The sequence below is a fragment of the Variovorax glucosi genome (assembly GCF_051216695.1).
Lineage (GTDB): Bacteria > Pseudomonadota > Gammaproteobacteria > Burkholderiales > Burkholderiaceae_C > Variovorax.
In genome coordinates, this window is record NZ_JBPJZE010000002.1 from 1,002,518 (window position 1) to 1,018,487 (window position 15,970).

General features: G+C 67.6%; 13 protein-coding genes. All 13 read right to left on the bottom strand.

Annotation, left to right across the window (positions count from 1 at the left end):
* Positions 1-27: 27 nt before the first annotated feature.
* Positions 28-900 (bottom strand): hypothetical protein, encoded by an 873-nt coding sequence (locus tag ACSFA3_RS12940; RefSeq protein WP_435505845.1) that lies wholly within the window; start codon positions 898-900, stop codon positions 28-30.
* Positions 901-1,058: 158 nt separating this feature from the next.
* Positions 1,059-2,483 (bottom strand): sigma-54-dependent transcriptional regulator, encoded by a 1,425-nt coding sequence (locus ACSFA3_RS12945; protein WP_435505846.1) that lies wholly within the window; start codon positions 2,481-2,483, stop codon positions 1,059-1,061.
* Positions 2,468-3,931, bottom strand: a complete 1,464-nt coding sequence (locus tag ACSFA3_RS12950) for a sensor histidine kinase (RefSeq protein WP_435505847.1) — start codon at positions 3,929-3,931, stop codon at positions 2,468-2,470. Before ACSFA3_RS12950 ends, ACSFA3_RS12945 begins: the two co-directional genes overlap by 16 nt.
* Before the next feature lie 54 nt (positions 3,932-3,985).
* The gene (locus ACSFA3_RS12955; protein ID WP_435505848.1) at positions 3,986-5,164 is read right to left on the bottom strand and encodes a CMD domain-containing protein; all 1,179 of its coding nucleotides are present in this window, start codon (positions 5,162-5,164) and stop codon (positions 3,986-3,988) included.
* Positions 5,165-5,180: 16 nt separating this feature from the next.
* Complete coding sequence (locus ACSFA3_RS12960) at positions 5,181-6,560, bottom strand: acyl-CoA thioester hydrolase/BAAT C-terminal domain-containing protein (RefSeq protein ID WP_435505849.1); 1,380 nt, start codon at positions 6,558-6,560, stop codon at positions 5,181-5,183.
* A 7-nt stretch (positions 6,561-6,567) separates the two neighbouring features.
* The gene (locus ACSFA3_RS12965; RefSeq protein WP_435505850.1) at positions 6,568-8,142 is read right to left on the bottom strand and encodes an ABC transporter substrate-binding protein; all 1,575 of its coding nucleotides are present in this window, start codon (positions 8,140-8,142) and stop codon (positions 6,568-6,570) included.
* Positions 8,143-8,203: 61 nt separating this feature from the next.
* Positions 8,204-9,223, bottom strand: a complete 1,020-nt coding sequence (locus tag ACSFA3_RS12970) for an ABC transporter ATP-binding protein (RefSeq protein ID WP_435505851.1) — start codon at positions 9,221-9,223, stop codon at positions 8,204-8,206.
* The gene (locus ACSFA3_RS12975) at positions 9,220-10,221 is read right to left on the bottom strand and encodes an ABC transporter ATP-binding protein (RefSeq protein WP_435505852.1); all 1,002 of its coding nucleotides are present in this window, start codon (positions 10,219-10,221) and stop codon (positions 9,220-9,222) included. The genes ACSFA3_RS12970 and ACSFA3_RS12975 overlap by 4 nt, the downstream gene beginning before the upstream one ends.
* Positions 10,218-11,123 carry an ABC transporter permease gene (locus ACSFA3_RS12980; RefSeq protein WP_435505853.1) on the bottom strand — a complete coding sequence of 302 codons (906 nt, stop codon included), beginning with the start codon at positions 11,121-11,123 and terminating at the stop codon, positions 10,218-10,220. The genes ACSFA3_RS12975 and ACSFA3_RS12980 overlap by 4 nt, the downstream gene beginning before the upstream one ends.
* Entirely contained in the window at positions 11,120-12,094 is a 975-nt protein-coding gene (locus ACSFA3_RS12985) for an ABC transporter permease (protein ID WP_435505854.1), read from the bottom strand. Before ACSFA3_RS12985 ends, ACSFA3_RS12980 begins: the two co-directional genes overlap by 4 nt.
* Entirely contained in the window at positions 12,091-13,584 is a 1,494-nt protein-coding gene (locus ACSFA3_RS12990; RefSeq protein ID WP_435505855.1) for an NAD(P)-binding domain-containing protein, read from the bottom strand. The genes ACSFA3_RS12985 and ACSFA3_RS12990 overlap by 4 nt, the downstream gene beginning before the upstream one ends.
* On the bottom strand, positions 13,581-14,537 hold the full coding sequence (locus tag ACSFA3_RS12995; protein WP_435505856.1) for a LysR substrate-binding domain-containing protein: 957 nt from the start codon (positions 14,535-14,537) through the stop codon (positions 13,581-13,583). The genes ACSFA3_RS12990 and ACSFA3_RS12995 overlap by 4 nt, the downstream gene beginning before the upstream one ends.
* 99 nt (positions 14,538-14,636) lie before the next feature.
* Positions 14,637-15,935, bottom strand: coding sequence for a phospholipase D-like domain-containing protein (locus ACSFA3_RS13000; RefSeq protein WP_435505857.1), 1,299 nt, complete (start codon positions 15,933-15,935; stop codon positions 14,637-14,639).
* Positions 15,936-15,970: the final 35 nt, after the last annotated feature.

Genomic DNA, 15,970 nt, shown 5'->3' on the forward strand with positions numbered 1-15,970 from the left:
TGGGTGATGAATGGAAAAAAGAAGAAATCAGGACGCGGGCGCCGGTGGGACCTGTCCGGCCGGCGGCGTCGGCGCGGCGTCGGACGTGCGCGGTGCCGGCGGCTGACGTTGCGCCTTGCCCGGACGGTCCAGGGACGCTGGCTGGGGAGGCTTCGCACCGGGGCCGGCGAACAGGTCGCGCATCGTCTCGGTCGAACTGCCGAGCGCGGTCGCTTCGAGCGCGCTGCCGTTCGGGCTGCGGGTTCCCCAACCACGCGCTTCGATCGCGCTGCCGGGTCGCAGATTGCCTTCATAGGCGTCGCCCACGCGCGGCGGAAAGCGGACGATGGTTCCGCTGTCGAGCAGCACGCCGTTCGCATCGCCGCGGCCGGTGTAAAGAATGCGTTCCACACGACCGCTGGCATTCATGGCCGTGAGCGCGCCGGGATCGCGCGGTGTGCGCGGCGCGCGCGCCTGATGCATCGCGCCGTCCATCGGTGGCTTGTCCGCCACGCTGCGACCACTGGCTGTCGCCTTCAGGCTGGCTGCCCGCACGACCGGCGCATTCGGCGCGCGCCATCCGCTGACTTCGACGTTGTCGCCGACCTTCAGTGCACTCTGGACGTCGGCCGAGAGGTGCGGCGGGAAACCGACCTGCGTACCGTCAGCCAGCAGGAGGCCGTCGACTTCGCCGTTTGGATTGACGAGCCAGCGCTGGACACGGCCGGTGACGACGGGCGTGGCGCGTTCGGCATTGAGAGAAGGCGGGGCAGGGGGCGTCGCTTTCGCGCCTGCAACCGGTGGCGTCGGTGGCACGGCGCCAGCGACCGGGGGAGCGGGCTGCTGCGCAAAGGCGCCGGCGCCTGTCAGCGCCATGACGGCGACAGCAGAAAGCAGGGAATGACGAGTATCGAATCGCATGAAAGCTCCTTGGTGGGATGCTTTCATGTATCAAGCGCCGTGCCAGCCCAAGAACCGTTATGAATCAACGACTTGGGGTTCTCTTGTGATCTGGAATGGATGACTTGGGGACGGACGCATGTCCGGTTTCAGGACACTCGCAGGCAATCGGCTTCAAGTCAGTCGAGCCCGTACTGCGCGATCTTTCGATAAAGAAGCTGCCGATGAATGCCCAGCTGCCGCGCCGCCTCCGCGCGGTTGCCCTGCGCCTGCGCAAGCGCGTGTCCGATCATCAGTTTTTCGAGTCGTTCGACCGTCGCCGGCAACTCGCCGCCGAGCCAGTCGGACGGCAATCCACCGTCGACGTTCTCGCCGTTGCGTTCGCCGTCGTGTTCGGCGTTCGCAAGCTCGCCTGCGGACACGGCCAGGTCGCCCGAGAGGTCCACCGCGCCGATCACGCGCTGGCGCACCAGCGCATTGCAGCGTTCCATCAGGTTGCGAAGCTCCCGCACGTTGCCCGGCCAGGTGTGGCGCAGCAGCAACTGCTCAGCCGAAGCCGAAAGCTTCTTTGCAGCGTCGAAGCCCGACGTGCCGGCGCGCGCAGCCGCGAGTCTCAGGAAATGCTCCGCCAGCGGAATGATGTCGGCCAGCCGATCGCGCAGCGGCGGCACGCGAATCGACAGCACGTTCAGCCGGTAGAAGAGGTCTTCCCGAAAGCTGCCTTCGCGGACTGCCGCCGCGAGGTCGCGATGCGTCGCGGCGATCACGCGCACGTCGACCTTCACCGTCTTGTGGCTGCCGAGCGGCGTCACTTCGCCTTCCTGCAGCGCCCGAAGGATCTTGGCCTGCACGCCCGGCGCCATGTCGCCGATCTCGTCGAGCAGCAGCACGCCGCCGTCGGCCGCCCGAAAACAGCCGGCGCGCTCGCCGATCGCGCCGGTGAAGGCGCCGCGTACGTGGCCGAAGAGTTCGCTTTCAAGCAGCTCCTTGGGTATGGCCGCGCAGTTGATGGCGATGAAGGGTGCGTCGGCGCGGGCCGAATGCCTGTGCAGCGCGCGCGCCACCATTTCCTTGCCGGTGCCGGTTTCTCCGCGCACCAGCACCGGCGCGTCGCTGGCTGCTGCCAGACCGATGCGCTTGTGGACTTCGCGCATCGCGTCGCTCGGCCCGATGAGCGAGTCCGCGTCTGGGTCGGTGTCCGAGCCGTCGGCATCCGTAGCGGCGGCCGCGGTGGCCGGCGCTTCGGAATGCAGCGCGCGCGTCAGCACCTCGATCACCGCATCGCGACTGATCGGCTTCGTCAGGTGGTCGAAAGCGCCCAGCCGCATCGCCTCGATGGTATTGCCGCCGCTTGCGTAGGCGGTGAGCACGATCACCGGCGGCAGCCGTGCGAGACGGGCCTGCATCGCGGTCAGGGTTTCGAGGCCGTCCATGCCGGGCATGCGGTGGTCGAGAAACACGGCATCGAAACGCGTGCGCTGTGTGACGGCGACGCCCTCGGCGCCGCCATCGGCCTGAAATGTTTCGTGCCCGAGGCTCTGCAGCGTCTCGGCCAGCGTTTCGCGGAACGCGTCGTCGTCGTCGACGATCAGGATGCGCGCCACGGCAGCTCCAGTTCGAATCGCGTGCCGGGATTCAGTGCGACATGCCGAAGCTCCCCGCCGTGGGCCAACGCCACCTCGCGGGCGAGCGCGAGGCCGAGTCCGGTGCCGTCGGCCCGGCCGGTGGCGAAAGGTTCGAACAGCCGGTCGTGCATCGCTTCCGGCATGCCTTCGCCGTCGTCGTCGACGCGGATCAGCAGGGCACCTTCGGGCGAACGCAGCGCCGCAAGAACGACCTGTCCGCGGCGCGCTGCATGGCGCACGGCGTTGTCGAGCAGGTTGTCGACGGCGCGCGCGAGGTGGAGGGGGTCGAAGACGGCGCTGTCCGGCAGGCCGTGCGGCAGCGGTTTGTCGAGCAGGTCGATACCGCGCGCGGCCGCCTTGTCCCGGACCGCGGCTGCACGCTGTGCCAGCCAATCGGACAGGTCGACCGCGACCGGCGCCAGCGTCACCGGCTGCACCAGTGCCAGCAGGCTGCGCACCAGGTCTTCGAGCCGATCGATCTGCCCGACGATGGTGTGCAGCGCATCGGCCTGTCGCTCGGGCGCGGCAGCGAGCGCGTTTTCCGCCTTCAGTCGCATGGCGGCAATCGGATTGCGGATCTCGTGCGCGATGCCGGCCGTCATGCGTCCGAGCGCGGCGAGGCGCTGGTCGCGATTGCGCTGGCTTGCGGCTTCGCGCAGATGCGTCCGCGCTTCCTCGAAACGCAGGCGATAGCGGTTGAAACCGTCGACGATGCGGTCGAGCTCCCGCACGCCGGTGCGTTCGAGCACCGGCACTGCGTCGCCCTCGGCCTGGGCAAGCCGCATTTCCAGCCGCTTCACATGCCGCAGGCCGCGCATCAGGATCAGCCCGAGCCAGATACCCGACGCCAGCACCATCGCCATCAGCACGCCGAGGCCGGTGCGAAGGCTGTTCTGCGCAGCCAGCGCACCGGCGTAGGTGCGGGTCATGGTCCAGGCGGCGAGAGTTCTGTCGGGCGACGCCAGGGGACACGACGCGACGATCAGCGCCTGTTGCGTGCCGCGGACCACGTTGGTCTGCGGCTGCTGCGCCCGTGCCGCGACCTGCGCCATCTCGACGATCAGCGGTGTCTCGGCCGAAGGAATGTCGCGCTTGACCCCGCTGCCTTCATAGGTCGGGTAGGCATAGGCGATCAGCCCGTCCTTCGCATGCCAGATGCCGCCTTCGACCTGCGGCGCTTCGAGCAGCACGAGCTGCAGCAACACCTGGAGCAGATCGATCTGCGGCTGCGCGGGAGCGGGGTCGGGCAGCGATCTGGCATAGCGCGTGGCGATGGCGCCGCACGATCGTTCGGCCGCTGCCTTGCCGGCAGCAAGCTGTGCGCCCGCGCTGCTGCGGTAGAGCGTGACCATCACCACGGCCAGCGCGATGCAAACGCCCAGCAGCAGGGTCCAAAAGAAAATCAGCTGGGCACGGAGGGATCTCATTCGGCGGCGATCGTAGCCACCGCGTGCGCGAACCCGGTAGGCGGGCCGCCCGGATCAGGACAGGAAAACCGGCTCACCCAGGTTGAGCATCAGCCGGTTGGCCCAGCCGAAGATCGCCGCCGCGTGGATCGCATCGAGGATTTCCAGCTGCGACAGTCCGGCCGCCCGCGCCGTCCGCAGCTGCTCGGCGCCGAAATGCGCCGGGTCCTGCGTCAGGTCGATGCTCAGCTGGACGATCGCGCGCTCGCGCAGGCTGGTGCCGGCGCCTTGCGGCTCGGTGAACACCTGGTGGATCACGTCGTTGCGCTTGGTCAGCTGCTCGAAGCGCTGTGCATGCACCGAGGCGCAATAGACGCAGCCGTTGACCCGCGACACCACGGCCGATGCCAGCTCGCGCTCGGCCCGCGACAGGCCGCCCGGCGCGTACATGATCGCGTTGAAGACGATGGCGCGTTCTTCGAGGATGCGCGGCTGGTGGGCCAGCAGCAGGTAGTAGTCGCTGGTCTTGGCCTTGGGATGGCTGCTTTCGAGGATCGCGATCTGCGCCGGCGTGGCTTGCGCGAGTTCGACCACCGGCAGCCACGATTTCCACTCCAGCGTCTCGCTGGTGTAGCCGTTCACGCGCAACGGCTCTCCAGGCTTCGGCAGGTTGGCCGGATGCACGAAAGGCGCGTCTGGCGGCGCATCCGGTGCCGTTGCGTCCGGCTGGTCGTCCCCCAGCCCGACCATCGCCTGCAAACCGGCGACGACGCGCAACTGGTATGCAACGAAGGCGATTAACTGCGCCAGCGCGACGACCTCGGATGTCGCCAGGCCGGCCGCCGGCAGCTTCAGCAACGCCGTCTTGTCGCCGTCGACCGGGCGCTCGGTCAGCGTCTGCGTGAAACGGAGGATGGCCTGCAGGCGCGGGTCGGCGGCGAGGCTTTCGACGGGTTCCCCGTCGAGAGCTGATTGCTGTACCGGCGTGAGTCGGGGCAGGGCGAGCAGGCGGTTGCGGTAGTGCGCTTGCAGCGGCGCGATGCCGGCAAGCCGGACGATCGCGTGCGCGGCCAGAAACCGCTCGGCGAGGCTCGGCCCCGACAGCGCGGGGTCGAAGATGCAGTCGTAGCTGCCTTGCGTGGCGGCGACGACCTTGTCGCGCCGGTGGCGAACGGCGAACACGCCGGCGGTGGCGTCGTCGGCATGCAGGGGAACGAGGGCGTCGACGAGGTCTGGAACGGTGGTGTCGGGCATGTCGGGCAGATCGGGTTCAGAAGACGTTGGGTGGAATGCCGTGCGGTGGGTTGGAGGCAGAAGCGGAACCGGAGGTGGGAGCGGACTTCACCGCAGCTTTCAGGAAGCGCAGCACGCCCGACCACGAGGCTTCGTCGGCCTTCGCGTTGGGTGTGGGCGCACCGCCGGTGGTGCTGAGCCGATTCGACACCGGATGCGCGTAGACGAGCTGCGTGGTCGGCACGTAGGGAAAGACGATCGAATGGCCGGCGTCGTCGAAATCGAGATGGGTCGCCTCGTGCGGATGCCGGACTTCGGCAAGGCGCGAATTGACCATGCGGCTGTAGTCGCTCGAAGGCCATGAGCCGTCGTCGGCCGCCGAAAGCAGCAGCACCGGACCGCGGATGTTCTCGACCCTGATGCGTGCGCGCGCCACCGCTTCGGCGTCCTGCAACGCGGTGCGCAGCGCATCGGCATGGCGGCGCGGCTCCGGGCCTTCATCCCAGGGCGCCCAGGTCGCGGTGCGGTTGTTTTCCCAGAGATGGGGAAGGGCCTGACCGCGAAACAGCCAGGCAGGGCCTTCGCGGCCGGTCGCCGGATCGCAGGCGTTCTGCGCGCTGTGTACCACCGCGCCGGGCACGTAGCCGATCACGGCGGACACCAGTTGCGGCATCAGCGAAGCCAGCAGCAGCACCAGCTCGCCTCCGCGCGACTGGCCGCTGAGCGCGACGAAGCCGTTGGCCGGACGGAGTGCGCGGTGCATCCAGTGCAATGCCGTCTCGAAATACTCGAGATTCGTGTTCGAGATGTAGTCCGACCGCCCCGGCGCCTTGAAATAGCCGAGTGCGAAGGCGATGTAGCCGTGCGAGGCGTAGAGCGCGGCACGGGGCTCGTTGATGCCGCCGCCGGAACCGTTCAGCACCATCACCGAAGGATGCGGCCCCGGTCCGGCCGGTTCGAACAGCGTGCCGACGAGGCCGAAATCGCGCACTTCGCGCCGCGTCACGCCTTCGAGCCTGAGCCGCTGCACGAACTGCCCGAGCAACGGGGGCGCTCCGCTGCGCTCCACCCTCACCGCAGTGATCAGCGGCGCCGACGGCTGCGCGGCGAAGACCTCGCGCGGCGCACCCTCGGCATCGGGTGCCTGCGACCAGATAAGGCCCATCGGCGAAGCGGCGACGTACGGGCCTCCCGGCGGATCGGTCGCGACGGGTGCATCGCGTTCGAGATCGATGCGGCCCTCGGCACTGGCGCGAAAGACGGCGGCCGAACGCCAGACGACGCCCGGGCCTCGCAGCGTGCGCGTGCGCAGCGTCACCTGCTCGCCCGGCTGCAGCCCGGTCACCGCGATGCGGCGTGGCACGTCGATCAGTGCATCGAGAGGCGTGATCCACAGCGAGGCATTCAGCAAACTCATGTCCGACCTACTTGCCGATCCTGGTGACCTGCATCGCGGTGGTGCGGTCGCTCAGCAGCGGCACCACCTTCAGGCCCTTTTTGGCGGCCCAGATGTTCTGGTAATGGAACAGCGGGATGGTGCCGGCGTCGTCCATCACCACCTTGGCGGCATGGCGCAGGATGGCTTCGCGGCGCTTCGCGTCGAATTCGACCGTCGCCGCGTCGAGCGCCTTGTCGACCGCGTCGTTGCTGTAGCGGCCCCAGTTGGAGGCGCCGCGTCCGCGTTTCGGGTCGACCGTGGCCAGCGTGCTCAGCAGGCCGTAAGCCGCCTCGCCGGTGCCGTTGCCCCAGGCGACCACGCTGACCGCATATTCGTTCTTGTTGGCGCGGCCCGAATACACGCTCCACGGCACCACCTCGACACTGGTCTTCACGCCGATGCGCGACCAGAACTGCGCCACGGCCTGCACCGACTCCGGCGCCTGCGGATAGCGGTCGCCCGGAACGTGGATCGCGATCCTGAAACCCTCCGGAAAACCTGCCGCAGCCAGCAGCTTCTTCGCCTGCTCGGGGTTGTAGGCGATGTCGGGAAGGTCGGGGTTGTAGCCGAAGGTGTTCTTCGGCATCCACTGGTTGGCCTCGGTCACGGTGCCCTGCAGCACGCGGTCGACGATGGCCTTGCGGTTGATCGCCATCGACAGCGCCTGGCGCACGCGCACGTCTGTCAGCGGGTTCTGCGCCAGCGGCTTGCCTGCGTTGTCGGTGATAAAGTCGTTAGGACCCGCGCGCAGGCTCGGCTGCACCAGCAGCACGCGCAGGCCGGGATAGGTGAACACGCTCACGGTCGGCGTCTTGCGCAATTTCTCGACATCGGTGACGGCGACCTTGTCGATCACGTCGACGTCGCCGGCCAGCAGCGCCGCCGTGCGCGCGGCGCCGTTGTTGATGAAGCGGTAGGTGACCTTGTCCCAGACCGGCTTCGGGCCGTAGTAGGTCGGGTTGCGTTCGAACACCGAACGGTCGCCGGGGCTGTACGAGATGAACTTGTACGGGCCGGTGCCGACCATCGCGCGGCCGGCGTTGTAGTCCTCGGTCTTCGACTTCTCGCCGATGTGCTTGCTCACGATGTAGACCGAAGCGATCTCCATCGGCAGGTTCGGGTTCGGCGTGACGGCCTTGATGACGATCGTCGCCGGGTCCTTGGCAGTCACCGATTCGACGTTCCGCAGCGCGCCGATGTACGACGCGACCGAGCCCGGCACGTTGCGGGCGCGCTGGAACGAAAACACGATATCGTCGGCGGTGAACGGCGTGCCGTCCTGCCACCTGATGTCGTTGCGAAGCTTGAATTCCCAGGTCTTCTCGTCGAGCGCCTTCCAGCTCGATGCCAGCGCCGGCTCCAGCTTGCTGCCGTCCTTCGCCTGCACGATCGAATCCCAGAAGTGCAGCGCGAGCGAGCGGTCGCCGGCATGGTTGTTGAGTTCCGGGTCGGCCGACGAGATCGGGTCGGCGAAAGCTATCGACAGGTTCTGCTGGGCGTGTACGCCGGCGCTCAACAGGAGCACGGCCGTGGCGACGAGTGAAAGAGAAAGACGGTTCATGGCGATACCTTTTCGAAGAATGTGCGGATTCGGTGAATAGAGCGGAAGGCGTAGGCGTCTTTCAGGACGCGTCGTTCAGGTGGCAGGCGCTGGCATGCCGCACGCCGACGCCGACAGGGCGCAGCTTCGGCGCCTCGATGCCGCAGCGCGGCATGGCATGCGGACATCGCGGATGGAAGTGGCAGCCGGACGGCGGCGAGATCGGACTCGGAATCTCGCCGCGGATCGTGTTGAAGCGTGTCCGTCGCACATCGATGCGCGGGATTTCGGCCAGCAACGCCTGCGTGTACGGATGATTCGGCCGCGCGAACAGCTCTTCGACCGGCGCGCTTTCCACCACTCGCCCGAGATACATCACGGCCACGCGGTCGCAGACATGTTCGATCACGCCGAGGTCGTGGCTGATGAAGAGGTAGGCCAGCCCGAGTTCGTCGCGCAGGTCCATGAACAGATTCAGGATCTGCGCCTGGATCGAGACGTCGAGCGCCGCCACGGCCTCGTCGCAGACCAGCATCGACGGCTGCACGGCGAGCGCGCGCGCGATGCCGATGCGCTGGCGCTGGCCGCCGCTGAACTGGTGCGGATAGCGGTGGCGCAAGGAAGGGTCGAGGCCGGCGCGCTGCAATTGGTCGATGACGTAGTCGTCCTCGCCGGCGGTATCGGTCAGTCCGTGCAGGCGCGCCGCCTCGCCGACGATGCGCGAGACGCGCAGGCGCGGATTCAGGCTGGCGAACGGGTCCTGGAAGACCATCTGCACGCGCAGCCGAGCAGCCAGTCGCGCCTCCGCGTCCAGGCTTTCGAGCGGCGCTCCATTCACCCGCACCTCGCCTTCGGTCGGCGACAGCAGGCCGGCTGCGATGCGGCCCAGCGTCGATTTGCCGCAGCCGGATTCGCCGACCAGGCCGACCACTTCGCCGGGACTCACGGACAGATCGACGCCGTCTACCGCGTGCGTCACGACTGGCGCGTCGGTGATGCCGGCGCGCCGCAGCGCCCGACCGAAAGCGCCGGGCGGCGCCTCGGCACCGAAGCGCTTGGTGACGCCGCGCATGTCGACCAGCGGATGGACGGTCGTCTTCATGCCGCCACCTCCGCGCCGGGATGGAAGCAGCGAACCGCATGCGCGGGCGCCTCCGTCCTCGGATGCGTCATCTGCGGCATCTCCGCCCTGCAGATTTCGGTGGCGCGCACGCAGCGCGGCGAGAAGGCGCAGCCGCGCGGCATGCTCAGCAGGTTCGGCGCCATGCCCGGAATCTGCCTCAGCCGCTCGCCGCGCCGGTTGGCGCTCGGCAGGCTGCCGATCAGGCCTTGCGTGTACGGATGCTGTGGATGGTCGAGCACCTCGTCGACCGTGCCGTGCTCGACGATGCGCCCGGCGTACATCACCGCGATGTCGTCGGCCAGCCCGGCCACCACCGACAGGTCGTGGCTGATCCAGATCATCGACGTACCGGTCTCGCGCACCAGCTTCTGCATTTCCGACAGGATCTGCGCCTGGATCGTGACGTCCAGCGCGGTGGTCGGTTCGTCCGCGATCAGCAGATCGGGGTTGTGCAGCAGCGCGATGGCGATGGCGACGCGCTGGCGCATGCCGCCGGAAAGCTGGTGCGGATAGGCGCGCAGCCGGTCTTCGGGGCTCGGAATGCCCATCAGCGACAGCGCGGCCGAGGCCTGCGCGTGTGCCTCGGCCTTCGTCGCGCGCTTGTGCGCGTGCACCGCCTCGGTCATCTGGGTGTCGACGCGCAGTACCGGGTTCAGCGTCGCCATCGGGTCCTGAAAGATCATCGCGATGCGGTTGCCGCGCAGTTCGCGCTGCTCCTTCGGCGTGAGCTTCGTCAGGTCGCGGCCCTGGAACAGCACTTCGCCGCCTTCGACGCGGCCCGGCGCATCCACCAGTCCCATGATCGAGAATCCGGTCACCGACTTGCCCGATCCCGATTCGCCGACCAGCCCCAGCACCTTGCCGCGCTCCAGCGTGAAAGACACGCCGTTCACCACCGGCAGCACGCCGGCACGGGTGTGGAAACTGGTCTGCAGATCGCGCACTTCGAGTGTCGGAATCTCCTTGATGGCGGTCATTTCTGCAACCTCGGATTCAACACGTCGCGCAGTTGATCGCCGACCAGATTGATCGCCACGATGGTCGCCAGCAGCGCGATGCCGGGGAAGAAGCTGATCCAGTATTCGTTCGACAGCAGGTACTGGTAGCCGTTGGAAATCAGCAGGCCCAGCGACGGTTCGGTGATCGGCACGCCGAGCCCGAGGAAAGACAACGTCGCCTCCAGCGTGATGGCGCGTGCGATCTGCAGGGCGCCGATGACCAGCAGCGGTGGCAGGCAGTTCGGCAGGATGTGGCCGGTCAGGATGCGCCAGCGCGGAATGCCCTGGCCGCGCGCCGCCTCGACGTATTCGCGCCGCGTCTCGACCAGCGCCTGGCCGCGCGCGGTGCGGGCGTAGTAGGCCCATTCGAGCAGCACCAGCGTCAGCACGACATTGCCGACGCCTTTGCCGACATAGGCCAGGATCATCAGTGCCATCAGGATGGTCGGGAACGACAGCAGCAGATCGACCAGCCGCATCAGCAGCGCGTCGACCTTGCCGCCCGCATAGGCCGCGAGCAGCCCGACCAGCGTGCCGATCACCGCGGCGATGGCTGCAGAGCCGATGCCCACGAGCAGGCTGATGCGCAGTCCGTACACGATGGCCGAATACAGGTCGCGGCCCTGGCCGTCGGTGCCGAGCCAGTAGGTGTAGCCGCCTTCGCTGCTCGGTGTGCCGGGATGCAGGCGCGCGTCGAGCACGTCGAGCTGCATCAGGTCGTACGGGTTCTGCGGCGTGATCCACGGCGCGGCGATGGCGGCGAGCACGACCAGCGCCAGCACCACCAGACCGAAGATCGCGACCTTCGACTGCAGGAAGTCCGCGCCGACGCGCCACCAGATCGAGCGCTCGCCGAAGGTTTTGGTTGTCTTTTCGGTCATCGCGCGCCCTCCAGCCGCACGCGCGGGTCAAGCAGTTTGTAGAGCAGGTCGACTACCAGATTGAGCGTCACGAAGATCACAACCACGACCATCAGATAGGCGACGACCACCGGCCGGTCGAGCGAGTTGATGCTGTCGAGGATCAGCTTGCCGGCGCCGGGCCAGGCGAAGATGGTCTCGGTGACCACGGCATAAGCAATCGTCGCGCCCAGTTCCAGCCCGAGCACCGTGACCAGCGGAATCAGCGTGTTGCGCAGCACGTGCACCAGCACCACGCGCGCCGGCGACAGGCCCTTGGCGCGCGCGAACTTCACGAAGTCCTGCGGCAGCACCTCGCGCACGCCGGCGCGTGTGAGCCGCAGCACCAGCGAGATCTTGAACAGCGCCAGATTGAAGGCCGGAAGGATCAGGTGCTGCAGCCCGTCGAGCGTCAGGAACGACCACTGGATGCCGAGCAGTTCGCGCGTCTCGCCGCGCCCACTCGCGGGCAGCCAGCCGAGCTGCACGCTGAACACCATGATGAACATCAGCGCCACCCAGAAAGCCGGCAGCGAGAAGCCGACGATGCTCGCCGCCATCAGCGTTTTCGACACCGGATGGTCCGGCTTCATGCCCGCGAACAGCCCGAGCGGCACGCCGATGACGACGGCCAGCAGCAGCGCGCCGACCGCAAGCTCCATCGTCGCGGGCAGCCGCTGCAGGATCAGCTTCACCGCGTCTTCCTGGTAGACGAAGCTCTTGCCCAGGTTGCCTTGCAGTGCGTTCTGCACGAAGGCGACGTACTGGCGCCAGAGCGGCTGGTCGAGCCCGAGGCGCGCGATGGCGGCGATGCGTTCCTGCTGGTTCAGGTCGTCGCCGATCAGGATGTCGATCGGGTTGCCGATCGCATGCAGCCCGACGAAGACGATCAGCGTCATCAGCACCACGACCAGCGCGGCCTGCGCGAGACGGCGGAGCAGCCAGCCGGTCATGACCGCGTGCTTTCGACGGCGGCATCGTCGTATGCCGGAAATTCGGCCGGCGTCCATTCGTCGCCGAACAGTTCCGGCTCCGCATAGCGCTCCATCGCCGCGAAATGCAGCGGCGCGTCCTCGACGAACAGTTCGCCCGCCAATCCTTGCGCCAGACGCCGCGCGCCGTCGCTGATCTGCGGAATGTCGCCCGCGACCGCGCCATGCGAGAGCGCCGACGGATAGCAGAAGCAGTGGATGCGCGACAGGCCGGGGCAGGCGCCGGGCGTCTTCTCCTGGAATTCGAACAACGGGCCGAGGTCGGGCGACCGATCGAGTTCGCCGTCTTCCTGGCCCGGCTCCGGCGTGAAGCGGTCCTGCCACAACCGCACCCGCGAAGCGAAACCGTCGAACTCCGGCCGCTGCGACCAGTCCGGACGAAAGCCGGTGCAGAAAATTACGAAATCGGTCGCCAGCGCGCCCTTGGCCGTGTCGATGCGCAGCGCGCCGTCGTCGCGCACGGCCACCGAGCGCACCGGCGCGCCGAGATGGAAATGCGCATTCGCATGGCGCGACACCCGCAGCGTGCTGCCGTGCGGCGGCGGCACCTGCTGCACGTTGATGTAGTGGCGAAAGCGCCATTTCCACGCATCGGGCAGCGACGAGAAGCCGTGCGCGATGCCTGGATTGCCCGCGCCCTTGCCCTTGTTCACCAGCGGCAGCTCGGCCCGGCGTATCAGCAGGTCGACGCGCGCCGCGCCGGCTTCGAGCGCGGTCGCCGCGCTGTCCATCGCCGAGGCGCCGCCGCCGATCACGACAACCCGTTTGCCGGAGAGCGCTGCGGCATTCCAGTCGTCGGCGGAGTGCGCCCAGCGGTCGCGCGGAATATCGGCTGCCCAGTCGGGAACCCACGGACCGCCGAGGCCGTCGCGCCCAGTGGCGAGAACGACGTGGCGCGCGAACACTTCATACGGTACGCCGTCGCGCGTGTCGTCGGCGAGCGCGAGCCGCACCGTGCCGTCGGCTTGCGGATGGATGGCGAGCACGCGCTGGCGGTTGCGCACGTCGAGCGCCAGTACGCGCCTGTACCAGCGCAGGTAGTCGGCCCATTGCAGGCGCGGGATCTTGTCGAGCGCATTCCAGGCAGCAAGGCCGAACTGCGACTCGAACCAGGCGCGAAATGTCAGCGCCGCGAAGCCCAGCGCCGGGCCGGTGAGTTCCTTCGGCGAGCGCAGCGTTTCCATGCGCGCGGTGGTTGCCCACGGCCCTTCGAAGCCTTCCCGTGCCCGGTCGAAAACCGGTGCCTGCACGCCGAGGTTGCGCAGCGCCGCAGCCAGCGCCATGCCGGCCATGCCGCCGCCGACGATGGCGACGTCGAGCACATCGCTGTTGGGCGAGACCGGAACCCAGCGCTTCGCCGGCAGGCCGAGCCACTGGAAATCCTGCTTCAGCCGCGCTTCGAGCGTCGCCAGCCCGTCGGTAATCATGGGGGTCGGGGTTGCAGCAGTCATGTCGTCGGCTCCAGATTCAGCAACGTGGCGTGATCGGCGGCGGCATGCTGCACGAAGCCGGGAAGACCTTTCGATGCATCCAGCAACGCGTCGGCCAGGGCCAGCACCGCATCGCTCGGCGTGCGTGTCTGCGGCGTGATGACGCCGAAGAAGAACGGAATGGCCGTGTCGAGCGGCCGGACCACGAGGCCTTCGAGCGGCGCGCCGTGTGGCGTCAGCGGTTCCAGCACGGCAACGCCGAGGCCGGCGCGCACCATCGCCTGAGCGTTGATCGATGCGTTGGTCTCGATCAGCACGCGGCGGCTGTCGGCAGGTTGCCCGGCGTTGCGCATGGCGGCGTCGAGCCGGAGGCGCAGGCGGGATGGATTGGTCATGGTGACGATCCGGCGCCGGGCCAACTCGGCCAGCGGAACGATCGCGCAGTGCGCCAGTTCATCGTCCGCGCGCAGCACGGCGACGCAGGGCAGCTCGCCGATCCAGTGGACGTGCAGGCCGCCATGCGCCAGCGGCAGGCTGGTCGCGCCCAGCTGCACGGCGCCTTCGAGGACTGCGTGCACCACCTGCTCGGGAGAGGCGGTTCGCAGGTTCACCGGTGCGCAACCGCGCGCGGCTTCCAGTCGCTCGAGCGCGGCGGGCATCAGGCCGACGCCGATCGATGAAATCGACGCGATCAGCAGCGGCGCCGCGTCGCCGCGCGCGATCTCTGCTGCGCGTGCATGGATCTGCCTGAGTCCGGCCAGCGCGCGTTCGGCGTCTTCGTAGAGGAGAAAACCCTGGCGGGTCGGCGTGACGCGCGGCCCGTTGCGGGTGAAAAGTGCGTAGCCGATCTCCGCTTCCAGCTCCTGAACCAGCCGCGTGACGGCCGGCTGCGAACGCGCCAGCAATTTGGCTGCGCCCGTGAAGCTGCCGACCGACATGACGGCGGCGAATGCTTCGAGTTGACGGAGTTCCATGCGAGACGATCCAAAAATAGAATCATCACGCATAGAGCATGCCATCTACAAATACTGAATCGGCATGTCGATATGCCTTTTTGCGGGTTTACCCGCAGTTCAGAGCTGGCTCGCCAGCAATGTCGCCAGTTTTTCCTTTGCCTTTTCGTGCAGCGGCCGGTTCTGCCAGGCTTCCAGGGTGATGCGGCTCGAGAGCTTCAGGTCGGCTTCGAACACCTGCGTTTCCTGGGCGGCGAAGGCTTCGTCGTAGATGTTCAGATTGGCTTCGTCGTTGAGGCGGAACGAGCGGTTGTCGAAATTCGTCGACCCGACCGACACCAGCAGGCCGTCGACCGTAAAAACCTTGCAATGAAACATCGTCGGCTGGTATTCGCTGATCTGGATGCCGGCCTGCAGCAGCGGACCCCAGCTCGCCCGCGATGCCGCACGCACCGATTCGGCGTCGATCAGCGGGCCGGGCGTAATGATCCGGATGCGCACGCCGCGATTGGCCGCGGCGACCAGCGCGTTGCGCGTGAGTTCGTCGGGCACGAAATAGGCGCTGGAGAGGTCGATGGTCTGCGTCGCTGCGGCGATCGCCATCAGATACATCAGGTGCATGCTTTCGCTGCCGCCAGACGGCGAGCTGCTGAACATCTGCGCGCGGCCGCCGCTCGTATTGCCGGGCACGATCTTCGGAAAATAGCGCTCGCCGTGGAGCACTTCGCCCGATGCCTTGATCCAGTTGTCCATGAAGACCGACTGCATCTGCGCCACCACCGGCCCCTCGACGCGGTAGTGCGAGTCGCGCCAGTGGTCCGGGTCCTGTGCATGGCCGGTCCAGGTCGGTGCGATGCCGACGCCGCCGGTGAAGCCGATTCGTCCGTCGGCCACCAGCAGCTTGCGGTGCGTGCGATTGTTGAGCCGCGCGATGTCGTACCAGCTCGGCTTGTGGAACTTGCGTATGTGGACGCCGGCAGCTTCCATTTCCTTAAGGAAGTCTTCGCTGATCTTGGCGCTGCCGACCCAGTCCAGCAGCACATGCACGCTGACGCCGGCCCGCGCCCGCTCGCTCAGCGCATCGGCGAAGGCGCGGCCGATGTCGCCCGACCAGTAGATATAGGTCTCGAAGGTGATGCTCTGCTTCGCGCCGCGGATCGCCTCGAGCATCGGCGGGAAGATCTCGTCGCCGTTGTGCAGTGCCTTGAAGACGTTGCCGGTGGTGATCGGCGGGCCGAGCAGAACGCCGAGCGCTCGCTGGAACTGGTCGTCGCGCAATGCGTATTCGCGCTCCACCTTTTCCTCGATCTTCCGTTCGCCGGAGGTGAAGTTGAGCACCAGCAGCGTGGCCGCGACGGTGAGGAAGAAGGTCAGGATCGCGACCTTGAATGCGTGGGGTTTGTTGTTTTTCGTGGTCATTTCGGGGCGGGACGCTAGCACGCGGGGCACGGCCC